Raw genomic sequence first — 23,774 nt, 5'->3', positions numbered from 1 at the left:
ATTGGCATACCCCTTGCAGTGTCCATCCCACTGACTCTTCGTCAGCGATATAAAAAATCCACCAGACAACCGCTTTAAAACAAACAAATCGGCAAGGGGAAACACAATGAAACGACGCAGTCTCCTGAAGTTCGGCTCCATGTCGGGCGCGCTCGCGATTGCGGGCCAACTGCCCATTTCAAAAGCGCAAGCCGCCGATACGGGGCCGATCAAAGTCGGCGTTCTCCATTCACTCTCCGGCACGATGGCGATTTCGGAAACATCGCTGAAAGACACGGCGCTGATGACCATTGCCCAGATCAATGCAAGCGGTGGCGTGCTCGGGCGTCAACTGGAACCGGTGGTCGTCGACCCGGCATCGAACTGGCCGCTCTTCGCCGAAAAAGCCCGTCAACTGATCTCGCAAGACAAAGTGGCGGTGACATTCGGCTGCTGGACATCGGTGTCGCGGAAATCCGTGCTGCCGGTGTTCGAGGAACTCAACGGCCTGCTCTTCTACCCGGTGCAGTACGAGGGTGAAGAGATGTCGAAGAACGTGTTCTACACGGGCGCAGCGCCGAACCAGCAAGCCATCCCCGCGACCGAATACCTGATGAGCAAGGAAGGCGGCGGCGCCAAGCGCTTCTTCCTGCTGGGCACCGACTACGTCTATCCGCGCACGACGAACAAGATCCTGCGCTCGTTCCTGCACTCGAAAGGCGTGAAGGACGACGACATTCAAGAGGTCTACACGCCGTTTGGCCACGCGGACTATCAGACCATCGTGGCGAACATCAAGACGTTCTCGCAAGGCGGCAAGACCTGCGTGATCTCGACGGTGAACGGTGACTCGAACGTGCCGTTCTATAAAGAGCTCGGCAATCAAGGCCTGAAGGCCACCGATGTGCCCGTCGTCGCGTTCTCGGTGGGCGAAGAGGAACTGCGCGGTATCGATACCAAACCGCTGGTCGGCAACCTGGCCGCGTGGAACTACTTCATGTCGCTGAAGAACCCGGAGAACACGAAGTTCAAGGCGATGTTCGCCGAGTGGGTGAAGAAGAACAACCTGCCGGGCGGCGACAAGCGCGTGACGAACGACCCGATGGAAGCGACCTTCGTCGGCATCCATATGTGGAAACAGGCGGCTGAAAAAGCGAAGAGCGTCGATGTCGACAAGATCCGCGTGGCGATGGTCGGCCAGAAGTTCGCCGCACCGTCGGGCTTCACGCTGGAAATGGACGGCAACCACCATCTGCACAAGCCGGTGATGATCGGCGAAGTGCGTGCCGACGGCCAGTTCAACGTCGTGTGGCGCACGAAGACTGCGATTCGCGCGCAACCGTGGAGTCCGTACATTCCGGGCAACGAAGGCAAGCCGGATGTGGTCAGCTCGATTCCGGATTTCCTGCGCCGCCGACGCGTTGCTTAAGTCTCGGGTTTAAGCCTCACCAAGTATCACCGTTGAAGATCGAACCGCCGCGCTCGAAGCACAAGAACACACCGCGGCGGTTCATACGAGTCCGGGCGACACGCAATACGCAATACGCAACGCGCCGCATCGCACTCCGCTCTACCTGACAGGCCCTTCATGACTGATTCGATTCTTCGCTTCGCTCGCCGTGGCCTCTGCGCAATCCTGATTGCCTGCATGCCGCTTGCCGCGTTCGCGGCCCTTTCAGCAGACGATCTCGCGCCGCTCGCCGCTGATGACTTCGACGCCAAATCCGCCGCCATCGACAAGCTGATCGCCAACGCCGATGCTCCCTCGATCGCTGTTCTCAACGCGCTCTCCGATGGCTCGCTTGTCGCCACCGATGACGGCAAGGTCCTGATTCAAACTGACGACGGCAACAAGGACGCGCTCACGAACAAAACCGTGGAAGCGCCCGGTGCGCAACCGGTCACCTTGAACAATCTGCTGCGCGCGAAGGTGTCGGGTGCGTTGTCGGGCTTGCAACTGTCATCGCCGGATATCGAAAAGCGCCGCGCGGCCATCGATGAATTGCTCAAGAACGCCGATCCCTCCATCAAACCTTTAGTCGATAAAGCCCGCGCACAGGAGACCGATCCGACGCTCAAGAAACGTCTCGATACGCTGTGGGCCACCACCGCGTTACACGACACAGATCCGAACAAACGCCTCGAAGCAGTGCAACTGGTCGCCGCGCGTCACGACCTGGATATGAACGAACTGTTGCGCCCTATCGTCGTGAAAAACGCGGACGGTACCTTCGCAGAACCCGATGCGCGCGTGCGCGAAGCAGCGCAAGCAGGTATTGAAGAGCTGAATTCGATCCAGCGACGCGGCGAGATTGTCGGCACGATCTTCGCTGGTTTGTCCCTCGGCAGCGTGTTGTTGCTTGCCGCGCTCGGCCTTGCGATCACGTATGGTCTGATCGGCGTGATCAACATGGCGCATGGCGAGTTCCTGATGATCGGCGCGTATGCCACGTATGTGGTCCAGAACCTCGTCCAGCACTACGCACCGGGCGCGTTCAACTGGTATCCGCTGTTCGCCGTGCCGGTGTCGTTCGCGGCGGCTGCGGTGGTCGGCATCGTGCTTGAACGGTTGGTACTCAAACATCTCTACGGCCGTCCGCTCGAAACGCTGCTGACCACCTTCGGCATCAGCCTGATCCTGATTCAAGCGACTCGCACCATCTTCGGCGCGCAGAACGTGCAGGTGACCAACCCATCGTGGATGAGCGGTGGCGTCTCCGTCATGCAGAACCTGATCCTGCCGTACAACCGTATCACCATTCTCGGCTTCTCACTGGTCGTCGTGCTCCTCGCTTGGGTCGTGCTGACCAAGACGCGCCTCGGCCTGTTCGTGCGCGCCGTCACGCAAAACCGCCGCATGGCGGCGTGCGTCGGCGTAAAAACCTCTCGCGTGGATTCGTATGCGTTCGCGTTCGGCGCGGGCATCGCGGGACTCGGCGGCTGTGCGCTCTCGCAGATCGGCAATATCGGGCCGGATCTGGGGCAAAGCTACATCATCGATTCATTCATGACGGTCGTGCTCGGCGGCGTCGGACAACTGGCGGGAACGGTGATCGGTGGCTTCGGGCTCGGGCTTGTCAGCAAGACGATCGAACCGTTCTGGGGCGCAGTGCTCGCGAAGATCGCGGTGCTTGTGCTGATCGTGTTGTTCATCCAGAAGCGTCCTCAGGGCATGTTCGCCCTGAAGGGCCGTAGCGCTGAGGTTTGAGATGAATACACCCAACGTCTCAGCGAATCTCGACGTCTCGCCACAGCCCGACGAGCAGGCAAAGCGCGAAGGCTTTGCACTCGGCCTGCCGCCGCGCGCCGCCCTCCTTCCCCGCAGCGGCTGGATTGCGCTGATTGCGTTCATCATCGCGATGGGCATCTGCGTGCCGATCGCCGCGCTCGTGCTGCCGGAGTCGAGCACGTTCCATCTGAGCGCCTATTCCATGACGCTCGTCGGCAAGCTCATGTGCTACGCGATCGGCGCGTTGGCGCTTGATCTGGTCTGGGGTTATTGCGGCATCCTGAGCCTCGGCCACGCACTGTTCTTCGCGCTCGGCGGTTACGCGATGGGCATGTACCTGATGCGCTCGATTGGCCGTGAAGGCAGCTATCAAAGCGATCTGCCCGACTTCATGGTGTTCCTCGACTGGCACAAGCTTCCCTGGTACTGGCAAGGCACTGAACACCTTTGGTACGCGCTGTTGCTGGTGATCGTGGTGCCTGGCGTGCTTGCATGGATCTTTGGCTTCTTCACGTTCCGCTCACGTGTAAAAGGCGTGTACTTGTCGATCATCACGCAAGCCATGACGTTCGCTGCGATGCTGCTCTTCTATCGCAACGAAACCGGCTTTGGCGGCAACAACGGCTTCACGGATTTCAAGCGCATCGCGGGCTTTCCGATCACGGCGGCAAGTACGCGCACGGTATTGTTCCTGATGACGCTCGGCGTGCTGATTCTCGCGTTTATCGCAGCACGGGCGATTGTGACGTCCAAGCTCGGGCGTGTGGTCACAGGCGTGCGCGATGGCGAAGCGCGGCTGATGTTTCTCGGCTATAGCCCGCTTGCATACAAGCTTTTTATCTGGACCATCTCGGCCATTCTGTGCGGCATCGCCGGCGCGTTGTATGTGCCGCAGGTGGGCATCATCAACCCGAACGAGATGTCGCCGGGCAACTCCATCGAAATGGCGATCTGGGTCGCCGTGGGTGGGCGCGGGACCTTGATCGGGCCGATCATCGGCGCGTTCGCGGTGAACGGCGCGAAGAGCTTTTTTACGGCGAACTTCCCTGAATACTGGCTGTTCTTCCTGGGCCTGATCTTCACGCTCGTGCCCCTTCTGCTGCCGAACGGAATCATGGGCCTCATCGATATCGCGCTGCGCAAGAAGAAAGCGGGAGGACATTCACATTGACTACCTTTTCGATGTCATTGGATAACGCATATAACGCATTGATTGTCGATCTGCCGCCGCTGCCGGAAATCAACGAGCGTAACCAGAACGGCATCACCGGCCTGGGCCACGTTCTGGAACCCGGTGAGATCGATGTCTCGCATGGCACGATCCTGTATCTCGAAGACGTGACCGTGAGCTTCGATGGTTTCCGCGCGCTGAACAAGCTGACGCTGTCTATTGATGTGGGCGAACTGCGTTGCGTGATCGGACCCAACGGCGCGGGCAAGACCACGATGATGGACGTCATCACCGGTAAAACGCGGCCGGATTCGGGCAAGGTTTTTCTGGGCCAGACGTTTGACCTGACGCGCATGTCGGAGCCGGTCATCGCGCGCACGGGCATTGGACGCAAGTTCCAGAAACCGACCGTGTTCGAGAATCATCCGGTGTGGGAGAACCTCGAGCTTGCGATGAAAACCGACAAGGGCTGGCTCGCGTCGCTGAGATCGAAACTCGACCGGGAAGCGCAAGCGAGGATTGAAGAGACGCTGGAACTGATCCATCTCGAAGCCGATGCCACGCGTTATGCCGGTGAGTTGTCGCACGGGCAGAAGCAGCGGCTGGAGATCGGCATGTTGCTGATGCAGCAGCCTGCCCTTCTCTTACTCGATGAACCCGCCGCCGGCATGACGGACCATGAGACCATGCAGCTCGCGGAATTGCTGAACAAACTGCGCGGCACCTGCTCGATGATGGTCGTCGAGCACGACATGGAATTTGTTGCTGCGCTGTCAGGAGACACGGGGCGCGTAACGGTGATGGCCGAAGGCAGCGTGCTTGCACACGGCACGCTCGACGAAGTGAAGCGCAACGAGAAAGTGATCGAGTCGTACCTCGGTCGATAGAGGAAATACAGATGCTCGAAGTCGAATCACTCAACCAGTTCTACGGCGGCAGCCACATCCTGCGCGATGTGAAGATGACCGTGCCCGATGGAAAACTCACGGTTTTGCTCGGCCGTAACGGCGTGGGCAAGACCACGCTGCTGCGCTGCCTGATGGGCGTGGTCCCCACGAAAAGCGGCACGATCTCATGGCGCGGCGCGAAGATTTCATCGATGCCCACCTATAAGCGCGTATCGAGCGGCCTCGCTTACGTACCGCAAGGGCGGGACATCTTCGGCCGTCTCACCGTAGAAGAAAACCTGCTGGTGGGTGCGGCGAGCCGCAAGACGCCATCGAAAGTACCGGACCGGATCTACGAATTGTTCCCTGTGCTCAAAGACATGAAAAGCCGACGCGGCGGTGATCTGTCGGGCGGCCAGCAACAGCAGCTTGCGATTGGCCGTGCGCTGATGAGTGAACCGCAGTTGCTTATTCTCGATGAACCTACCGAGGGCATCCAGCCGTCCATCATTCAGGATATCGGGCGCACGTTGCGTCAGCTCGTCGATGAAATGGGCATGACGGTGTTGCTCGTCGAGCAGTATTACGACTTCGCTCGCGAGCTTGCCGACCGTTACTGGGTGATGAGCCGCGGAGAAATTGTAGCGGGTGGTGACGGCGCAGACATGGAAGCGCATGGCGTGCGGGAGTTGATCGCGGTCTGACGCTCGCCGTACTATTGGCGACTTGCTCCGATCCGGAAAGCCTCATGCATCACGAACCTTTAGCTGCGCTGCTACCACCGACTGCCTCAGACTTCCCAGAATGGCACGGCAGACTCGAACTCGGTTTCACGCCTCAAGCTTCCGGGCGAACAGCGCTCACGCATCGAAAACACATGGGGCCCTTGCGCATGCAACGGCCCTTGTATCCCGAAGGCGAGACCATCTGCCATGCGGTGATCGTTCATCCGCCGGGCGGCGTGGCGGGCGGCGACAGGCTGGCCATCGATATCGACTTGGCTGAGCAAACGCACGCCGTTATCACTACACCGGGTGCGACCAAGTGGTACAAGGCGAACGGCAAGCTCGCCACGCAGCGCATCGAACTCCGCGTCGGCGCGAATGCAAAGCTCGACTGGCTGCCGCAGAACAACATTGTTTTCGAGTCATCGAATGTGGCGCTGGATTTCACGTTGACGGTGGACGAGACGGCGACGGCTATCGGCTGGGACGCGATGCAGTTGGGCCGGCAGGCCGCGGGCGAACGATGGTCGGAAGGCCGGTTGATTTCCACGGCGCGAATCAAGGACAGTAAGGGCCGTTTGCGCTGGTTCGAACGCGCGCTGCTAAGTGCCGATGATCCATTACGCCTCGCGCCGCAAGGTCTTGCCGGCTTTCCCGCGTACGGCACGCTCTGGGCGATCGGGCCGGCAAGTGACGATGCTCTGGCGGAAACGCTGACAGCGCGCCTTCCGTTCGATTCCTCGCTGCGCGCCGCCGCTTCCTGCGTTGCGCCGGGCGTATTGATCATCCGTGCCGCAAGCCATTCGATGGAGCCCCTCCAACGATTAATGACCGAATGCTGGACTACGTTGCGCCCGCTGATTCACGGCGTCGATGCTCGACCGTTGCGACTTTGGACAACGTGAATGTTCACGACTTGAGCTCGTCAAGTCTTCGGGGCGGTATGACGATCTGTAGTCATTCGCCGCCGCCAAGTACCGAGACTAGTAGTCTCAGTATGTGCGGAAAAATCGGGTGATCTATTACGCACGCAATATCGGGCGGTTGGCTAAATAGCGGACCGCGCAACGGGATCGCCCACGTCAGCGCGCGGACTCCTGTGTCGCGGCATTTCATCATACGTTCGACCGTTGAGCTCTCGGCCAGTGCGGTCTTTGCGAATTCCGCCCCATTGTTTAAAGAAAAAAGCCGTTCGAAACACTCTGCATTGCTTTCGTATGGACTGCACCCATTCCTCGTTCATCGGGCGCGCGCCGGGTCCGGACTCGCCTCCGACAATGACCCAATCGATGCCTGCTAACGGCAGCTTGTCAAGGGGACCGATTAACGGCTCGCACGAAAGAAACTTCACTCGGGCTGGAGTGGACGCAAGGTCACGAACGCGATCGATGACGCGTTCGTCCTCCACGCTGACGCCCATCCAAACGTTCGCCGGCCAGGGAAGAAGATGCGCTACTTCCGCGAGTCGCGCCGAGCGCTTAGTGAGCACTTGGAATGTATGCTGCGGACATTCCACCATGGTCTTGAAAACCGCCTGTATAAAATCAAGCGGGACGTCCTCTTGAAATAAGTCACTCATGGAATTCACGAATACTATCCGGGACCTTTTCCATCGCCGCGGTGTATCAATGAGATCGTGATGGAGCGTGGGAGTAAAACCATTCTCGTAACGGGCAGAACCCATCGCATTTAGCCGCTTCGCCATGCGCTCTGCATAGCAATGCTTGCATCCCTGACTGATCTTTATGCAACCCGTCACCGGGTTCCATGTCATCTCAGTCCATTCAATGGTAGTAGTAGTGGCCATGAGCATAGCTGCTAGGTGAACGTACCGCAGTATACCGACCGTGAACGCTTAGAAAAGCGTTTTATTACGTATATTGCAAGCTTCGCGCCAAAGCTTTTCTGCAAGGTCATGCCGTGTGAGCAAGCATAGCCAATACATGGTCGAGTCCTTGCTGTTTTTCACCGGATACATAGTGTCACATACGCGAAGACCGGTGTTTCGGACCAACTGCTTCCAATGATCAATGAAAGCATGTCGCATCTCATGCTTCGAAGATTGCTTCTGCACTGCCTGACGCCATCCGGGCGCAAAAGCGTCTAGTGGTGAGCTATCGCTGCGTAATCCGGACGCGATGTTGCGCTGAATATCACCCGTACTTAGGTGAACCACGATATCGATTCGACGCATAATCGACAGCTTTTTGATGATCGAGAAATGGAGATGACCCGCGTTGAAGGGGTCGAGCAGTGCGAGATGGAAGCCGTTTCGAGCATCCAGTTGCGGAAGCACCCAATCTACAGTCTGATCTGCCCGTCCGACTTTCGATGAAACAGGGACACCCAGTTTTCTCAAGCGTGTGTCACATGCGCCGAGATACGTCGCATCCGCGTCAGCGACAAAGAAGTCAGAAAATGTACCGCGCCGTTGACGTGCCATATTCCACGCGGCAAGTGGCCCGCCGTCTGCAAATATACTTGTGTGCTTAATTTTCACTCTGCCCGTTCCAGCAAACAAGTCGATATAGCTGCGCTGACCTGTGAATCCTTGACGCGCTCCCCAAGATGCGTCGATATATCGCTCGATTACTCGATGTTTTTCTTCTGTCACCCAGCGCCCAACCTCCATGACGGGCAAACCGTCCAACGGGTCGGTTACGATTTTTGTTATGTTGGCCAAATCGGGCTCCCATTCACTGATTATAAATTATGTTTTCAATGTGCTGACGAGGTGAGCCGCGTCAGCACATTGGAATATCGCACTCTGAGCTGAACCGTTTAATCCTACCGACACCTTTTTGTATTGGACTTTCAGTTATAAAAGTCTTTTTCGCTTCCAAACGAAGTAAATGGTCAATTCCCAATGACGAATTACCTCGAGTCATCAAAGTATCATAGGAGGCGGTGCGTTACTTTTGAGTAATTTCCGAAATACGGGTGCTTGATTTCTCATACCAGCTATCACTTTTACTCATGCCCACCTCGCCTGCATCGCAATCACAGGCCGTGCGACTCCTCACGCAGGACAGTTGCGTCAAACGACGCACCAATTTAATGCGTCGAATCGCACCAAATAAATGCATTCAATCGACCTCTTCGTGTCGCTCCTTACCCAGCAAGGCGCAAGAGCAATGGCACGACTCTCGCTTAACTCTCTTTCCGTCGAGTGCATCCATCAATGAGACGCACCGCGCCACATCGCGAACCAACGAAAGAGAATCAAATGACCAACACGCTTCGCCGCCACGCTCTTCGTACCGCAGTCGCCGCCCTCCTCGCCCTTCCGGCTCTTGCCTTGGTCCCGCTCACCGCCCACGCCGACGCGCTCGATAACGTCACGAAAGCCGGTGTGCTGAAAGTTGCAGTGCCGGAGGATTACCCACCGTTCGGCGCCGTTGGCGGCGATATGCAGCCGCAAGGTTATGACATCGATATGGCCGCGCTGCTCGCCAAGTCACTCGGCGTGAAGCTGGAACTCGTGCCGGTCAACAGCGCGAATCGCGTGCCGTACCTGACGACGAACAAGGTGGATCTGGTGATCTCGTCGCTGGGCAAAACGCCGGATCGCGAGAAGGTCATGGACTTCTCCGCGCCCTACGCGCCGTACTTCCAGGGCGTGTTCGGGCCGGCCAATATCAAGGTCGCCGGCCCCGCCGATCTCACCGGCAAGACGGTCGGCGCGACCCGCGGCGCCCTCGAAGAGATTGCTCTCACGCAAATGGCGCCGAACGCGACCATCAAGCGTTTCGAGGACAACAACGCGACCATCCAGGCATTCCTTTCCGGCCAGGTCGATCTGATCGCGGCGGGCAACATCGTGGCCGCAGCCATCCTTTCGAAGAATCCGCCGCGCCGTCCGGAGCCGAAGTTCGTGATCAAGAACTCGCCGTGTTTCGTCGGCATGAACAAGAACGAACCGCGCTTGCTGGCTAAAGTCGATGCCGCCATCGCCCAATCGAAGAAAGATGGCTCGCTCGAAGCGATGTCGGAGAAATGGTTCAAGGCGCCGCTGCCGGCCGGTCTTTAATTCGGCTCGTGAAGTGAATCAGTGAATCAACACCATCAAGCTTAAATAACAAGGCGCCGAATTAATGGCATATCAACTCCAGTTCGGCGATCTCGGACAGTACGCCGGCATGTTCGCGAGCGGCGCGGCAGTAACCCTTGGGCTGACTGCCGTGTCGACCGCGCTTGGCCTCGCGGTCGGCATACTCGGTGCGGCGGGCAAAGGCAGCAAGTTCCCGACAGTGCGTTCGTTCGTTGGCGGCTATGTGGAAGCGATCCGCAATACGCCGTTTATCGTGCAGTTGTTCTTCGTGTTCTTCGGGCTGCCGGCGCTGGGTATTCGTATTGATGAATACGTGGCCGCCGTCCTCGCCATGACACTCAATCTCGGCGCGTATTCGGTGGAGATCATCCGCTCGGGTATTGCGGCCGTGCCGAAGGGGCATCTTGAAGCGGCGGCGTCGCTTGCCATGTCGCGCGGCGAGACCTTCAGGCATGTGGTTTTGCCGCAAGCCATCGCAAAAGTATTTCCTGCTCTCACGAGCCAGATCGTGATCACGATGCTCGGCTCGGCGGTGGTTTCTCAGATATCCGTCTCCGATCTGACCTACGCCGCGAGCTACATCCAGTCCCGCAATTTCCGTGCGTTCGAAACGTATTTCCTCATCACGGCCGCTTATCTCGTCATGGCGATCCTCGTGCGCTTCCTGCTCAACGAAGCAGGCAAACGCCTGTTCGCGCGCAATCTGCGAGGCGCCCGATGATCGAATTCACCTTCGAACAGATCCTCACCAACCTGCTGCTCGCGGCGCGCTGGACCATCGTGCTGTCGATTGTTTCGTTCGTGGCCGGCGGCATCGTGGGCTTCGTGTTGCTCATCATGCGGGTATCGAGCTCGCGTGTGTTGCGCACTATCGTGAAGGTCTACATCGAGATCTTCCAGGGCACGCCGCTCCTGATGCAACTGTTCCTCGTGTTCTTCGGTTTGCCTTTGCTCGGCGTCGAAGTCCAGCCGTGGATAGCCGCAACCGTCGGCCTCACGCTGTTCACCAGCGCGTACCTTGCCGAGATCTGGCGTGGCTGCGTTGAAGCTATTCCGAAGGGTCAGTGGGAAGCATCGTCCAGCCTTGCGATGAATTACTTCGAGCAACTGCGTCACGTGATCCTCCCGCAAGCCACGCGCATCGCCATCGGGCCGACGGTCGGCTTCGGCGTGCAGGCAGTAAAAGACACGGCGCTGGTCTCGATCATCGGCTTCACCGAACTCACCAAAGCCGGCACGATGATTTCAAACGCGACCTTCAGGCCGTTCGTGGTCTACGGTCTGGTCGCGGTGATCTATTTCGTGATTTGTTATCCGCTTACCCGCACCGCGCGCACGCTCGAAAGGAAATGGAATGCCGCTCGTTGAAACGCAAAACCTCAAGAAGCAGTTCGGCGCGAACCAGGTCCTGAAGGGCATCGATTTTTCGGTGGAATCGGGACAGGTGGTGGCAATCATCGGACGCAGCGGCTCGGGTAAAAGCACCTTGCTGCGGACCTTGAACGGACTGGAAAGTATCGACGAAGGGTCGATCGAAATCGACGGCGAGCACATGGACGCCCGTCACGCCGATCTGCGCGCATTGCGCCTGAAGGTCGGCATGGTGTTCCAGCAATACAACCTGTTCCCGCATCTCACTGCGGGACAAAACGTGATGCTCGCGCAAACCGTGGTCAAGAAGGTTCATAAGGCCAAGGCGCGCGCGACCGCTGAGCAAGTACTTGAACGCGTCGGCCTCGCCGATAAATTCAACGCCTATCCCGAACAACTATCGGGTGGACAGCAGCAGCGCGTGGCGATTGCCCGTGCGCTCGCGATGAAACCCACGGTACTGCTCTGCGATGAAATCACGTCCGCGCTCGATCCCGAACTGGTAGGCGAAGTATTGGCCGTGGTGGAAAGCCTCGCCGCCGACGGCATGACGCTCATCATGGTCACGCACGAGATGCGATTTGCGCGGCGCGTGTCGAACAAGGTCGTGTTCATGCATCAGGGGCGCGTGTGGGAAAGCGGCACGCCTGAGGAGATCTTCGAGCGGCCGACGACCATCGAGTTGAAGAAGTTCATCCAATGAAATCGTAGGGTTGCAATGCTAGGATTTCCTTTAACTTCCGTACTTCATACAAGACACGCTACGAACCCATGAAGCTCACCCACCGCGAAAAAGACAAGCTGCTGATCTTCACCGCCGCGCTGCTCGCCGAACGCCGACGCGCACGCGGGCTGAAGCTGAACTATCCAGAGGCCATCGCGTTCATCTCGGCGGCGCTGATGGAAGCGGCGCGCGACGGCCGCACCGTCGCCGACGTGATGCACTACGGCACGACCCTCCTCACCCGCGACGACGTGATGGACGGCGTGCCGGAAATGATCCCGGACATCCAGATAGAAGCCACCTTCCCCGACGGCACCAAGCTCGTGACCGTCCATCATCCGATTCCCTGAACTTGCAGCACTCTTATAAAAGGAGCCGTGCATGATTCCCGGCGAATATCTCATCGACGATGGTGAGCACGAACTCAACGCGGGCCGTGAGACGGTGTCCGTGACGGTATCGAATACAGGTGACCGGCCGGTGCAGGTCGGCTCGCATTATCATTTCTTCGAAGTCAACACGGCGCTCACGTTCGAACGCGACAAGGCAAGGGGCTTCCGCTTGAACATTGCATCGGGCACCGCCGTGCGCTTCGAGCCCGGCCAGGAACGCACGGTTGAACTCGTGGCGCTGGCAGGCGATCGAAAAGTCTACGGCTTCAACGGCCTCGTGATGGGTCCGCTTTGATCTCAACTTCAGGATTATCGACATGACGCTACGCATCGGACGCCGCGCCTACGCGGAGATGTTCGGCCCGACCACCGGCGACCGCGTGCGTCTCGCCGATACCGACCTGCTGATCGAAGTCGAACGCGACTTCACCACCTACGGCGAAGAGGTGAAATTCGGTGGCGGCAAGGTGATTCGCGACGGCATGGGCCAGTCGCAACGCGTGCATGCCGACGTCGTGGATACGGTCGTGACGAACGCGCTGATCCTCGATCACTGGGGCATCGTGAAGGCGGATATCGGCATCAAGAACGGGCGCGTGTTTGCGATCGGCAAGGCGGGCAATCCGGATATCCAGCCGGGCGTGACGATTGCGATTGGCGCCGCGACCGAAGTGATTGCTGGCGAAGGGATGATCGTGACGGCGGGGGGTATCGACTCGCATATTCACTTCATCAGCCCGCAGCAGATCGATGAAGCGCTGGCTTCCGGCATCACGACGATGCTCGGCGGCGGCACCGGTCCCGCGACGGGCACGAACGCCACGACCTGCACGCCGGGACCGTGGCATCTCGAACGCATGCTGCAAGCCGCCGATGGCTGGCCGGTGAACCTCGGCTTTCTCGGCAAGGGCAACGTGAGTTTGCCCGCGCCGGCGATTGAACAGATCAAGGCCGGCGCGATTGGGCTGAAACTGCATGAAGACTGGGGCACGACACCGGCGGCTATCGATAACTGCCTATCTGTTGCCGACGAAACCGACACGCAAGTCGCCATTCACACGGACACGCTGAACGAAGCGGGTTTTGTCGAAACAACCGTGGCTGCGTTCAAGGGCCGCACGATCCACACGTATCACACGGAAGGCGCGGGCGGCGGTCATGCACCGGACATCATCAAGGTCTGCGGCGAGTCGAATGTGCTGCCGTCATCGACGAATCCTACGCGACCGTACACCATCAATACGCTCGACGAACATCTCGACATGCTGATGGTCTGCCATCACCTGGATCCATCGATTGCGGAAGATATCGCGTTCGCCGAATCGCGGATTCGGCGCGAGACGATTGCTGCCGAAGACATTCTTCATGACTTGGGAGCATTGTCCATGCTGTCGTCGGATTCGCAGGCGATGGGGCGTGTCGGCGAGGTCGTCATGCGTACGTGGCAGACAGCACACAAGATGAAAACGCAGCGCGGCGCCTTGCCGGAAGACTCATCGTGTAACGACAATTTCCGCGCGAAACGCTACGTCGCCAAGTACACGATCAACCCGGCCATCACGCATGGCATCGCGCATGAAGTGGGGTCCATCGAGCCGGGGAAATGGGCGGATCTCGTCTTCTGGGAACCGGCGTTCTTCGGCGTGAAACCCGCCATGATCCTGAAAGGCGGCATGATCGCGGTCGCGCAGATGGGTGACCCGAACGCATCGATTCCGACGCCGCAGCCGGTGCATTATCGCGAGATGTTCGCGACGCGCGGCGGCGCGCTGGGCAAGACATCCCTGACGTTTGTCTCGCAGATGGCGCTGGATGACGGCATCGGCGAACGGTATGGATTGAAGAAGCAAGTGGTCGCGGTGAAGAACTGCCGGAACATCTCGAAGGCCGACATGGTTCACAATGCGTACAGGCCGTCCATTACCGTTGATCCGGAAACGTATCAGGTCGTGGCCGACGGCCAGTTGCTCACCTGCGAGCCGGCAACCGTCTTGCCGATGGCGCAGCGCTACTTCCTATTCTGATTTCCGAGACTCTATGCGCACGATCGACAAACGTATTCAAGCGAAACTTGCCGCACCGTTGATCAAGCGCGCGCCCACGCTCACCCTTGCCTTCGATGACCGCTGCAAGAGCCGTCTGGCCGTCACGCTGGATAACGGTGAGGAAGTGGCGCTGATATTGCCGCGCGGCACGGTTCTGCGCGATGGCGACATGCTGGTGGCCGACGATGGCGGCCTGGTGCGTGTCATCGCCGCTCCGCAAGATGTGCTGGTTGTTCACGCCCACGATCCTGTTACGCTGACGCGCGCCGCGTACCACTTGGGCAATCGCCACACGCCGGTGGAAGTGGCCGCGGGACAGTTGAAACTGGAAGCCGATCCGGTGCTGGAAGACATGCTCAAGCGTCTGGGCGCGCACGTGGATCACGCGAGCGCTCCGTTCCAGCCGGAGACGGGCGCGTATGGCGGCGGTCACAAGCACGGGCATGACGAGACGTTTGTAGAGGACTACGCGCTCGCGCAAAAGGTCTTCGATGAACATCACGGACACACGCACGATCACGATCACGATCACGATCACGGACACGCGCACGGCGCAGGCCATGATCATGACGACCATTCGCAGTGCGCGCATGGGCATGCGGACCATGGCGCTCATGATCACGCACACGACCATGCCGCGCACGCGCACGGCGCAGGACACGATCATGGCGACCATTCGCAGTGCGCGCATGGGCATGCAGACCATGGCGCTCATGACCATGACGCTCACGGCGAAGGCGAAGGCGAAGGCAAAGGCCACGACCACGACCACGACCACGGCGACCATTCGCAGTGCAGCCACGAAGGTCACGACCACGATCACGACCACGGTCATGCGCATCGCTGAATTAACTGCCCTCCTTCATCTGGCGTCGCCGGCGCTGCCTATTGGCGCGTTCAGTTATTCGCAGGGCCTTGAGTCGGCTATAGAACACGGCTTGATCCACGATGGCGACAGCGCCCGCGAATGGATCGCGAGCGGGCTGACCAATGTGCTCGCACGCGGCGAGCTCCCGTTCCTCGCGCACCAAATGACCCGCTGGCGCACCCACGACGCCGCAGGACTCGCCGCCGCCGATGAAGAATTCCTCGCCAGCCGCGAGTCGGCGGAATTGCGCCGCGAAACCCAGCAGATGGGCTGGTCGCTTGCGCAGTTGTGCACGCAGCTTGAATGGGGCGACGCCGCGCGTTTAGCCACGTTAAACGCCATCAAACCAGTCTCACAACCGACCGCATTCGCCTTCGCCGCCTACGCCCACGACGCAGCCCCTGACGCCGCGCTCGCCGCCTACGCGTTCTCCTGGGTGGAAAACCAGGCCGCTGCCGCGCTGAAAGCGGTACCTCTAGGCCAGATCGCGGGACAGCGGATCATCGTTGCATTACGCATTGCCATCGATACCGCTGTAGAAAAAGCGCTCGCCACCTCGCCCGACGAAATCAACACCTTCGCGCCGCAGCTCGGCATTCTCTCGGCGCGCCACGAATCGCAATATTCACGATTGTTCCGCTCTTAAGAAAACATGAACGCACCTGTCTATTCCGCCGCTGCCCGCCGCTCCAAGAAACTACCGCCCTTGCGCGTGGGCGTGGGAGGCCCGGTCGGTTCGGGCAAGACCACGCTGCTCGAAATGCTGTGCAAGGCGATGCGCGATAAATACGACCTCGTCGCGATCACCAACGACATCTACACCAAAGAGGACCAGCGCCTGCTGACGGTCGCGGGTGCGTTGCCGGCCGAACGCATCATGGGCGTGGAAACGGGCGGTTGCCCGCACACGGCGATCCGCGAAGACGCGTCTATCAATCTGGAAGCTGTCGACCAGATGATCGAGCGTTTCCCGGACGCGGATATCGTGTTCATCGAATCGGGCGGGGATAACCTCGCGGCCACCTTCAGCCCGGAATTATCGGACCTGACCATTTATGTGATCGATGTCGCCGGCGGTGAAAAGATCCCGCGCAAGGGCGGACCGGGGATCACGAAGTCCGACCTGCTGGTCATCAACAAGATCGACCTGGCCCCGTATGTAGGCGCAAATCTCGACATCATGGCCTCCGATGCCAGGAAGATGCGCGGAGAACGGCCATTTGTCATGTGCAACCTGAAAGCGCTGACAGGGCTCGACGACGTGGTTCGTTTCATCGAAAAGAAGGGGCTGCTCGCGGTCTGAGTGCAGGTTCGGGCGCCTGGGAGAAACTGTTCCCGGCCGATCGAGTGCGTTAACATATCGCCTTGCCCTTTTTTACCGCCATAGGGCCCGTTTTCGGAGACCTCTGATCGACAGTCCTGACACGCTCCTGATTCGCGACGCCGCCGTGCGGCTGAAATCGTCGCCCGCAGTGTCCTCGACATCCATGGCGCAACCCTCGAAGCGCATTGCCGTGCTGTTTCACATCGCGGATTTCAACGATGGCGGCATCGAGTCGTCGCTGATGCAATGGCTGCGGATCTACGACCGCGCGCGCTTCACGGTGACGCTGTCCGTGATGTTTTCGTCCCCCGCGTTCGAACAGCGATTTCGCGCGCTGGTTCCGGCGGATGTCGGCGTGGAAATTCTCACCGACAAACCCTGGCTCAACCTGTTCCAGTCGCGCCGCTACGCGCATCAGTTGAGCAAGCTCGGCCGTGTCGGCCGCGACGTCTTCAACACGCTCGCCGTGCGCCCCTATGTGAAGACGCGTGTGGCGGCGCTGGCGCAGCGTCACGACCTGATCATCGACTTCGACATGTCGCTGCGCCGTCTGGCTGGCCGCTTCGGCGTGGCGTGGCTCGGCGTGAACCATTTCAGCTTCGACGCCCGGCTGGGCGGCCGGCGCCGGAAGATGAAGCGGCTGCTCGCGCAATACGGCCGCTACGACGGCATTGCCGCGCTGAACCGCCAGATGGCCGATGAAGCGACCGAGCTGTTCAATGGTCATCTGCGCAACGTGTTCGTGCTGCCGAATGCAATCGATATAGACCGGATTCGCGAGAACGGCGCGGCTGTGGAACCGCCGCCGTGTGCCGGGCCGTATATCGTTTCGGTGGCGCGGCTTGACGAGATCCAGAAGGATCACCGGACGTTGCTGCGGGCTTACGCGCAGCTTGTCAGGACGCATGGCGAAGCCGAGTTGCAGGAAGACCTGGTGATTGTCGGCGACGGCGGTTTTCGCGGTGAACTGGAAGCGCTGGCGGTGGAGTTGGGGATCGGCAAACGCGTGCATTTCACGGGGTATCGGAACAATCCGCACGCGGTCGTGGCGCACGCGGGCGCGTTGGTGCTTAGCTCGCGATACGAAGGCATGCCGATGGTCCTGCTCGAGGCGCTGGCGCTTGGCAAGCCGGTGATTTCAACCGATTGCCCGACGGGGCCACGGGAGATCCTCGACGATGGCCGGTTCGGGCTGCTGGTTCCTATCGGCGATGTGGATGCCATGGCAGTTGCGATGTCGCGGCTGTTATCGAACCATGCCCTGCGCGATGGGTTTACGCGTGAGGCGCTGGAACGGGCGCGGGCGTATGGCGTGGAGGCAAGTAATGAGAGGTTCGTGGCTTGCGTGACGCGGATTTTGGAGGAGCGGGGTTAGGCGCCGGCAACATCCGGCGCCACCGCAGCGACTGATTTTTCGTTGGCTGCAGATCAAACGACCAGACTAGCTTTCCGGTAACGTTTTGTTGAGTGGATTTAGAAAGTGTTCGCGGTGATAGGCTAAGTGCTCCAAACCAATGATATGGCCATTTTTCACATTGAGTTTGCCGTCAATACCGATTAACGAAAAATCGTCAGCAATCGAGAAAATGCCCAAGTCGAACATGACATGATGATTCGGGCAAAGACAGATGATGTTCCCCCAATCATCCGGGCCGTCGTGTGGCCTGCCTAGCGCACGAACATGGGCTGCTTCGATATACGGTCCGCCCGCGCTTTCGAGTCGAGTCCCGCAAACCTGACATTTATGGTCGTAGTAGTACTTTAGGTATCTCGCTAAAGTCGTGTCCCGAACGATTCGCTGCACCGTGCTGCTAACACGAGCAGGCATCGTGTTATTCCCGGCAGGTGTCGGTTCGGTCGGGCCACCGCTGTTAACATTCTCGACCGCACCACCGTCAAGCTCCAGCAACCGAAAACGCCACACCTTAAAGCCTGACTTGCCGGTCTCCCACCAATGGCTTTCGACTCGAAATAGCCCGTCATAGCGATACCCAGTCTCAGGGGCAAATTTATTGTTCCGGTCTGCACCTCGAATGACTCTAAGCGGAAGCCCTTCAATCTCGCTTACGACCAGGGCCTGGTTTCCGCGCTTTAGCTGTTGATCACTAATATGCTTGCCGGCCTCATTTCGACCACCCTGTCCGGTATAGATTATTTCATTGCCAAAATCTTGATCGTCCTCGTATCCACCAGAGATAACAATTGACTCTGCACCTTGCCTAGCGACTCCAGATATTCCGCCTTGAACTCGGTTATGCAGTCCGATCGCATGCATTTCGACGTAGCTGTCGAACTTGTCGCCGACCATCACGGCAGGAATGTGCCCGAACCTATCCTTAACGCTCATTTTTATTTTCTTCAACGAAATTTTCTTTAATTCGCCACGCTAGTACGAAATTACGCCTCGTGTTCTTTGTCTAGCAGCAACGCCCCCAGCACCGCCACCGTCCTCTGCGTCGCTCCACGATGCTTCGCCGCGAACGCCGATGCTGCCGCGCTCATGGCGAGCCGGCGGGGTTTATCGGTGAAAAGTTCTCTCAGGCCGCGCGCCAACGCCGCCGGATCGCTCACGCGCAACGCCCCACCTTCCGCGATAGCATCATTCGTCGCCTGCGTGAAGTTGAAGGTGTGCGGGCCAATCAACACAGGCACACCCGCCGCACAGGCCTCGATCAGGTTCTGCCCGCCCAGCGGCAGCAAACTCCCGCCGATAAACGCCAGGTCCGACGCCGCGTAATACGCGCTCAGCTCGCCCATCGAATCGCCGAGCAGGACGTTGACGTCGGAGGGCAAGACCGGCGCGGCATCGATTCCCGATCCCGCCGCCGCCGCCCGTCCCGCCCAGGCGGAACGCCGCACATAGGATTGCGCGGCGGCATCGATCAAATTGGCTACTTCGTCGAAACGCTGCGGATGGCGTGGCACGAGGATCAGCAACGCGTCGGGTATGCGCGTGCGCAAGGCCGTGAACGCCTGCAGCACCAGCGCTTCCTCACCCTCGCGCGTGCTCGCTGCCACCCAAACCGGGCGCTCGCCGATCGCCGCGCGCCACGCGTGGCCGCGCGCGTAGAGCTCGGGCGGCGCGGCCATATCGAACTTCAGGTTGCCGAGCACCGCGATGTTGCGTGCGCCCAGCGCGCTCAGGCGGTCCGCGTCGGACTGTGTCTGCGCCAGCACACGCGTAAAACCGCCGAACACCTCGCGCGTTGCATTGCCGAACTTCGCCGCGCGCTTGAACGAGCGCGCCGACATCCGCGCGTTGGTCAGCACCAGCGGGATACCGGCCCGTTTGCATTCGTCGATAAGCGTCGGCCACACTTCCGTTTCCATCACGATGCCCAGCGATGGCCGCCAAGCGCGCAGGAACCGCCGCACTAGCGACGGTGAATCGTAGGGAAGAAAGCTGCGCGAAACACGCTCGCCGTATAGCTCCACACCGGTCGCGCGGCCGCTCGGCGTCATGTGCGTCAACAGGATGCGGGCATCGGGATGGGCTTGCTGCAGTGCTTCGATCAGCGGCTGCGCTGCACGGGTCTCCCCTACGGACACCGCATGCACCCAGATCAACGGTGCGAGGTCATCGGCACGTCGGATGGGACCAAAGCCAAACCGTTCGCCGATATGTTCCCGATACCCCCGCTCCCGCCGCGAGCGGATCAGGAGCCGCAGCACCGCGAGCGGCGCGACGAGCCACCATAACGCGCGATACACGAGCCTCAGCATCGAGCGCCCTCGCGGCAGGCTGGCGACGAGCGCTTATCGCGTATAGGGAAACCCGGGCAACGGCCCGAACTCGCGAAACACCCCCACCAGGCTGCGGCGCTCAAACCAGCGCCCTGCCTTTCAGGCGTTGCAGGATGCCGAGCGGCGCGCAGTCGGGCTGGACCATGGCGCTGACGGGGAGGAAGAAGGTTTGCTCGAGCATGTACTGGCCGGACATGACGGCGTGCGAGGTTTGATCGGAGAAACACACCCACACGCAGCCGGGCGGAAACGGCATCTCTTGCTGCGACGATTTCGCTTGATAGTCGATATCGGCCTTCATTGCATCATGCAAATGGAGCATCAGGTGGTCGTATTCGCTGCGCGGCGTCTTGGTGATGTGCAGGAGGTTCATGAGCCACGCGGAGCCGGGAACCGGGGCCTTGATGGCAGGCAGGAAGCGTTTTGCCATGTCTTCGAACGGCTCGCCGACACGCCACACGCGCGGCGCGCCATCCGGATTGACGTTGGTGAACACGCGCAGGATGCGCTCGCCATAATTCGGCCGCGACGGGAAAGCATCGACGTGAAGGCGGCTGTCGTCCTTGCGCCACGACGTCTCGCGCGTTTCCACGCGATGCAGCCGCAAGCTGGTGGGGGCGACTCTCAACTTGCCGCGATATTCAGGGAACAGCCCGTCGACCAGCGAGCGCGCGTTCGCCTGATAGCGCGCGATCAACGCGCGGACGGCGGATTGCGCGACGGCGTCGCCGAGTACGCCCACGAGCGGGCCGCCATTGGGCGCGAGGCTGATGTTCTTGCGCTCAGGATCAGCCACCTTCGGGTCGAGCAGCGCCCGTTCGCCACCTTCTATGGCAAACGCCAGGCGCGGGAAATACAGGACCTTGCCCCGCTCTACGCCGGACAGCAATGCCTCGCGCGGCACGGAAAGCTGCTGTCCCTGCCAGTCGGCGGTGGCAACTTCAATAATTTGAGATTCAGTCATGTGCCTTCGATTTGTTTGGATGAGCGAGTGAGCGGCCCGATAATCGTCAACTGGCTTCAATCGGCCTCAATCAACCTCGATTGGCTTCGATTCGCTTCAATTGACGCATCGGGATGCGTTGCGCCCGGCGAGCGCGGTGCATTTTCGCTCAAACCGACTGCAAAATTCGCCGCCTGAAACGCCGGCAGTTGATGGACCTCAAACCACCGGGTTTCGCTTGAATTCGTCAAGATTCCTCAAACGCGCCGCCGGTTTATCGCGGCGATTGAGCCGGTCCTTCTAACCGAAGCCGCTTCCTCTCCACACCCGCTGCCCCGCTACCGCTTACTACCCTATCCGATACCGCTGCTGCTCATGCATCAAAGCAGCCCGAAGCTTGCAAGGATCGCCTTGACCTGCTGCAACGTCGGATGCTGGTTTGCGCTGCCCAGATTCACTACGCGCGGCGACCAGTAACCGCCGGTGCGCCAGGCGGTCGAGAAATTGTACAACTCGACGGTCGGCCGCTTCAGGGCTGCCGCGATGTGCACAAGTCCCGTGTCCACGCCGACCGTCGCTGCTGCGCTGTCGATCAGGCCGACCACGGCCGGCAGCGAGAGTTTCGGCGGCACGACTGCTGCTGCGCCGAACTCTTTGGCGAGCTTCTCGCTGGTTTCGCGTTCGGTCTCGCTGCCCCACGGAAGCACGATTGATACCCCGCGCCGGATCAGCGTCTGGCCGAGTTCGATCCATGCGGTCTCGGGCCATTGTTTATCGGCGCGGGACGTGGCATGGACGAACACCACGTAGGGCACGGGCAGGTTCAGCCCTGCCTCCGATAACGCCAACGCGGCGCGGCGGGTATCGATGCCGAATTCGATCGCGTCCGTTGCTTCCGGGCGCGGATCGCCGAGCGCGGCGGCGACCAGTTGCCGGGTGCGCTCGACCACGTGCGTGCGTGGTTCGATGGGCACGCGTTTGTCGTAGAAGAAGCGGACGGGCCATTCGTAGCCGGCGCCGTCGGTACGGTTGCCCAGGCCGACCAGGGTACCGCGCGCCCAGCTTGCCACCCATGCGGTTTTGATGAGCCCTTGGCAGTCGATGACGAGGTCGTATTTTTCTGCGGCGAGTGCGCGGCGAAAGCGTTGGATTTCGCGCCAGTTATCGAAGGAAAAGAGGCGTTTGCGCCAGCGCCGCAGGGAGAACGGGATGGCGCGGCGTACGCCGTCGACGAGTTCGACGAGATCCGTGAAGCTCTCTTCGACTAGCCAGTCGATCTGGGCATCGGGGTGGAGACGACGGATATCGGCGATGGCCGGCATGTTATGGACGACGTCGCCTAGGGACGACACCCGGACAATCAAGATCTTTTGCACGCTGGACACGGTGAGCGCCGTCGGATTGGACGGCGCGTGGACAATTTTTTGAGATGGGGCGGAGTTTACCGCTGGCGCTCGGGGTTCGGTTTAGTTTTTCGCTCGCGCTTAGGGTTGGGGTTTTGCTCGCGCGTGGTGGATTTGGGGTTTGGGGTGGGGGTTGATGCCGAGTTGCCAGGTTCCTGCGTTAGCGGTCGGATTCATTGCCGGGTTGCTGCTTTCGGCCTTAGCGGTCTGCTTGAGTTGGCTTTTTTCTTTATCACTATTAGCCACTGCGCGTGGCGGCGCGTCATTTCTTTGTCCAAAGCGACAAAGAAACGAAGCAAAGAAAGCGCTTTCAGAACGAGGGCTCATAAGTTGACCTAGCGTGCAGTTTCCACGTTTTTGGCACCCCAAAAGCACGGTGCTCGCCAGAACCACCGATGTGTGAAACCCTCCTTCTCCGAACACGGATACCCACACGCTTCGCCACCAGTGACTGAACCTGCCCAAAGAACACCCCGCGCTATCCGCGGACAACCATCTACGAATTTGTACAAATACCGAACCACGTCGCCAACCCACCTCGAAATAAAGCGCTCGGATAGATGAGGCCCCACGAGCAAAAATAACCGGGCCGATCATGCCGACCAAGCAGCTAACCCGTGAAGACCCCGGCACCAAATAGACGTGAGGCCGTGCGGGTTTCTTGGCAAGCGTGCTTGCCCGAGAGCGTACGGGGCGAAGCGTGTGCGTGTAAGAATTCGCGAGAAGGAGGGGTTCAAACATCCGTTGCTCTTGCGAGCACCGTGCTTTTGGGGTGCCAAAAACGCGGAAACTGCACGCTAGGTCAACTTACGAGCCCTCGTTCTGAAAGCGTTTTCTTTGCTTCGTTTCTTTGTCGCTTTGGACAAAGAAATGACGTGCCGCCACGCACAGTGGCTAATAGTGATAAAGAGAAAATCC

22 protein-coding genes and 1 pseudogene are annotated in these 23,774 nt (G+C 59.7%); 17 read left to right on the top strand and 6 right to left on the bottom strand.

All coding sequences use genetic code 11. The features are described 5' to 3' along the window. The first annotated feature begins 106 nt into the window (after window positions 1-106). The 6 genes from urtA to FH08_RS0132510 all read left to right on the top strand — a co-directional run bounded on the left by urtA (window position 107) and on the right by FH08_RS0132510 (window position 6,896). Window positions 107-1,408 carry an urea ABC transporter substrate-binding protein gene (gene urtA / locus FH08_RS0132535; RefSeq protein ID WP_031362374.1) on the top strand — a complete coding sequence of 434 codons (1,302 nt, stop codon included), beginning with the start codon at window positions 107-109 and terminating at the stop codon, window positions 1,406-1,408. Between the two features lie 159 nt (window positions 1,409-1,567). Further along, window positions 1,568-3,187 (top strand): urea ABC transporter permease subunit UrtB, encoded by a 1,620-nt coding sequence (gene urtB / locus FH08_RS0132530; protein WP_031362373.1) that lies wholly within the window; start codon window positions 1,568-1,570, stop codon window positions 3,185-3,187. 1 nt (window position 3,188) lies between these two features. Further along, a complete protein-coding gene (gene urtC, locus FH08_RS0132525) occupies window positions 3,189-4,379 on the top strand; it encodes an urea ABC transporter permease subunit UrtC (RefSeq protein WP_031362372.1) in 1,191 nt (396 codons plus the stop codon). A gap of 11 nt (window positions 4,380-4,390) precedes the next feature. After that, window positions 4,391-5,266, top strand: a complete 876-nt coding sequence (gene urtD, locus FH08_RS0132520; protein ID WP_031362371.1) for an urea ABC transporter ATP-binding protein UrtD — start codon at window positions 4,391-4,393, stop codon at window positions 5,264-5,266. A gap of 11 nt (window positions 5,267-5,277) precedes the next feature. Further along, the gene (urtE, locus tag FH08_RS0132515) at window positions 5,278-5,970 is read left to right on the top strand and encodes an urea ABC transporter ATP-binding subunit UrtE (RefSeq protein WP_031362370.1); all 693 of its coding nucleotides are present in this window, start codon (window positions 5,278-5,280) and stop codon (window positions 5,968-5,970) included. A 44-nt stretch (window positions 5,971-6,014) separates the two neighbouring features. Continuing rightward, entirely contained in the window at window positions 6,015-6,896 is an 882-nt protein-coding gene (locus FH08_RS0132510; protein ID WP_031362369.1) for an urease accessory protein UreD, read from the top strand. 143 nt (window positions 6,897-7,039) lie between these two features. Here the strand turns inward: FH08_RS0132510 and FH08_RS0132505 are convergent, their stop codons facing one another. Next, a complete protein-coding gene (locus FH08_RS0132505; RefSeq protein WP_035567670.1) occupies window positions 7,040-7,798 on the bottom strand; it encodes a DUF5131 family protein in 759 nt (252 codons plus the stop codon). A gap of 48 nt (window positions 7,799-7,846) precedes the next feature. Further along, a complete protein-coding gene (locus tag FH08_RS0132500) occupies window positions 7,847-8,674 on the bottom strand; it encodes a three-Cys-motif partner protein TcmP (RefSeq protein ID WP_075583407.1) in 828 nt (275 codons plus the stop codon). A 543-nt stretch (window positions 8,675-9,217) separates the two neighbouring features. On the opposite strand from FH08_RS0132500, the gene FH08_RS0132495 reads away from it, so the two are divergent. The 11 genes and pseudogenes from FH08_RS0132495 to FH08_RS0132445 all read left to right on the top strand — a co-directional run bounded on the left by FH08_RS0132495 (window position 9,218) and on the right by FH08_RS0132445 (window position 18,141). Then, on the top strand, window positions 9,218-10,021 hold the full coding sequence (locus FH08_RS0132495) for a transporter substrate-binding domain-containing protein (protein ID WP_031362366.1): 804 nt from the start codon (window positions 9,218-9,220) through the stop codon (window positions 10,019-10,021). Between the two features lie 64 nt (window positions 10,022-10,085). Further along, window positions 10,086-10,763, top strand: coding sequence for an amino acid ABC transporter permease (locus FH08_RS0132490; RefSeq protein WP_031362365.1), 678 nt, complete (start codon window positions 10,086-10,088; stop codon window positions 10,761-10,763). Further along, the gene (locus FH08_RS0132485) at window positions 10,760-11,410 is read left to right on the top strand and encodes an amino acid ABC transporter permease (RefSeq protein WP_031362364.1); all 651 of its coding nucleotides are present in this window, start codon (window positions 10,760-10,762) and stop codon (window positions 11,408-11,410) included. Before FH08_RS0132490 ends, FH08_RS0132485 begins: the two co-directional genes overlap by 4 nt. Further along, entirely contained in the window at window positions 11,397-12,116 is a 720-nt protein-coding gene (locus tag FH08_RS0132480; protein WP_031362363.1) for an amino acid ABC transporter ATP-binding protein, read from the top strand. The genes FH08_RS0132485 and FH08_RS0132480 overlap by 14 nt, the downstream gene beginning before the upstream one ends. A 68-nt stretch (window positions 12,117-12,184) precedes the next feature. After that, window positions 12,185-12,487 (top strand): urease subunit gamma, encoded by a 303-nt coding sequence (locus tag FH08_RS0132475; RefSeq protein WP_031362362.1) that lies wholly within the window; start codon window positions 12,185-12,187, stop codon window positions 12,485-12,487. Window positions 12,488-12,518: 31 nt separating this feature from the next. Beyond that, window positions 12,519-12,824, top strand: coding sequence for an urease subunit beta (locus FH08_RS0132470; RefSeq protein WP_031362361.1), 306 nt, complete (start codon window positions 12,519-12,521; stop codon window positions 12,822-12,824). A 22-nt stretch (window positions 12,825-12,846) separates the two neighbouring features. Then, complete coding sequence (gene ureC / locus FH08_RS0132465) at window positions 12,847-14,553, top strand: urease subunit alpha (protein WP_031362360.1); 1,707 nt, start codon at window positions 12,847-12,849, stop codon at window positions 14,551-14,553. Between the two features lie 13 nt (window positions 14,554-14,566). Next, window positions 14,567-15,202: pseudogene (gene ureE, locus FH08_RS0132460) on the top strand (urease accessory protein UreE); the annotation flags it as partial. 205 nt (window positions 15,203-15,407) lie between these two features. Further along, complete coding sequence (locus tag FH08_RS0132455) at window positions 15,408-16,088, top strand: urease accessory protein UreF (protein WP_031362358.1); 681 nt, start codon at window positions 15,408-15,410, stop codon at window positions 16,086-16,088. Window positions 16,089-16,094: 6 nt separating this feature from the next. Further along, entirely contained in the window at window positions 16,095-16,745 is a 651-nt protein-coding gene (gene ureG / locus FH08_RS0132450) for an urease accessory protein UreG (RefSeq protein WP_031362357.1), read from the top strand. Window positions 16,746-16,929: 184 nt separating this feature from the next. Next, window positions 16,930-18,141 (top strand): glycosyltransferase, encoded by a 1,212-nt coding sequence (locus FH08_RS0132445; RefSeq protein WP_051888707.1) that lies wholly within the window; start codon window positions 16,930-16,932, stop codon window positions 18,139-18,141. 66 nt (window positions 18,142-18,207) lie between these two features. Here the strand turns inward: FH08_RS0132445 and FH08_RS0132440 are convergent, their stop codons facing one another. From FH08_RS0132440 to waaC, 4 genes are all read right to left on the bottom strand, one after another. Then, window positions 18,208-19,128, bottom strand: a complete 921-nt coding sequence (locus tag FH08_RS0132440; protein WP_235210571.1) for a YDG/SRA domain-containing protein — start codon at window positions 19,126-19,128, stop codon at window positions 18,208-18,210. Window positions 19,129-19,163: 35 nt separating this feature from the next. Further along, entirely contained in the window at window positions 19,164-20,489 is a 1,326-nt protein-coding gene (gene waaA, locus FH08_RS0132435; RefSeq protein ID WP_031362354.1) for a lipid IV(A) 3-deoxy-D-manno-octulosonic acid transferase, read from the bottom strand. Window positions 20,490-20,589: 100 nt separating this feature from the next. Beyond that, window positions 20,590-21,474: a Kdo hydroxylase family protein gene (locus tag FH08_RS0132430; RefSeq protein ID WP_031362353.1), complete on the bottom strand. Its 885-nt coding sequence runs from the start codon at window positions 21,472-21,474 to the stop codon at window positions 20,590-20,592. 359 nt (window positions 21,475-21,833) lie between these two features. Beyond that, window positions 21,834-22,838 (bottom strand): lipopolysaccharide heptosyltransferase I, encoded by a 1,005-nt coding sequence (waaC, locus tag FH08_RS0132420; protein ID WP_326928992.1) that lies wholly within the window; start codon window positions 22,836-22,838, stop codon window positions 21,834-21,836. Window positions 22,839-23,774: the final 936 nt, after the last annotated feature.

Origin of the sequence: Caballeronia sordidicola (assembly GCF_000729995.1) — a bacterium.
GTDB lineage: Bacteria > Pseudomonadota > Gammaproteobacteria > Burkholderiales > Burkholderiaceae > Caballeronia > Caballeronia sordidicola_A.
The sequence above is the reverse complement of the archived record's forward strand: the minus strand, read 5'-3'. Positions and strand labels throughout refer to the sequence as shown.

Excerpts from the sequence above, each read along its gene's own strand:
- urtA (WP_031362374.1), top strand. The coding sequence starts at position 107 with ATGAAACGACGCAGTCTCCTGAAGTTCGGCTCCATGTCGGGCGCGCTC.
- urtB (WP_031362373.1), top strand. The coding sequence starts at position 1,568 with ATGACTGATTCGATTCTTCGCTTCGCTCGCCGTGGCCTCTGCGCAATC.
- urtC (WP_031362372.1), top strand. The coding sequence starts at position 3,189 with ATGAATACACCCAACGTCTCAGCGAATCTCGACGTCTCGCCACAGCCC.
- urtD (WP_031362371.1), top strand. The coding sequence starts at position 4,391 with ATGTCATTGGATAACGCATATAACGCATTGATTGTCGATCTGCCGCCG.
- urtE (WP_031362370.1), top strand. The coding sequence starts at position 5,278 with ATGCTCGAAGTCGAATCACTCAACCAGTTCTACGGCGGCAGCCACATC.
- FH08_RS0132510 (WP_031362369.1), top strand. The coding sequence starts at position 6,015 with ATGCATCACGAACCTTTAGCTGCGCTGCTACCACCGACTGCCTCAGAC.
- FH08_RS0132505 (WP_035567670.1), bottom strand. The coding sequence starts at position 7,798 with ATGGCCACTACTACTACCATTGAATGGACTGAGATGACATGGAACCCG.
- FH08_RS0132495 (WP_031362366.1), top strand. The coding sequence starts at position 9,218 with ATGACCAACACGCTTCGCCGCCACGCTCTTCGTACCGCAGTCGCCGCC.
- FH08_RS0132490 (WP_031362365.1), top strand. The coding sequence starts at position 10,086 with ATGGCATATCAACTCCAGTTCGGCGATCTCGGACAGTACGCCGGCATG.
- FH08_RS0132485 (WP_031362364.1), top strand. The coding sequence starts at position 10,760 with ATGATCGAATTCACCTTCGAACAGATCCTCACCAACCTGCTGCTCGCG.
- FH08_RS0132480 (WP_031362363.1), top strand. The coding sequence starts at position 11,397 with ATGCCGCTCGTTGAAACGCAAAACCTCAAGAAGCAGTTCGGCGCGAAC.
- FH08_RS0132475 (WP_031362362.1), top strand. The coding sequence starts at position 12,185 with ATGAAGCTCACCCACCGCGAAAAAGACAAGCTGCTGATCTTCACCGCC.
- FH08_RS0132470 (WP_031362361.1), top strand. The coding sequence starts at position 12,519 with ATGATTCCCGGCGAATATCTCATCGACGATGGTGAGCACGAACTCAAC.
- ureC (WP_031362360.1), top strand. The coding sequence starts at position 12,847 with ATGACGCTACGCATCGGACGCCGCGCCTACGCGGAGATGTTCGGCCCG.
- FH08_RS0132455 (WP_031362358.1), top strand. The coding sequence starts at position 15,408 with ATGCGCATCGCTGAATTAACTGCCCTCCTTCATCTGGCGTCGCCGGCG.
- ureG (WP_031362357.1), top strand. The coding sequence starts at position 16,095 with ATGAACGCACCTGTCTATTCCGCCGCTGCCCGCCGCTCCAAGAAACTA.
- FH08_RS0132445 (WP_051888707.1), top strand. The coding sequence starts at position 16,930 with ATGGCGCAACCCTCGAAGCGCATTGCCGTGCTGTTTCACATCGCGGAT.
- waaA (WP_031362354.1), bottom strand. The coding sequence starts at position 20,489 with ATGCTGAGGCTCGTGTATCGCGCGTTATGGTGGCTCGTCGCGCCGCTC.
- FH08_RS0132430 (WP_031362353.1), bottom strand. The coding sequence starts at position 21,474 with ATGACTGAATCTCAAATTATTGAAGTTGCCACCGCCGACTGGCAGGGA.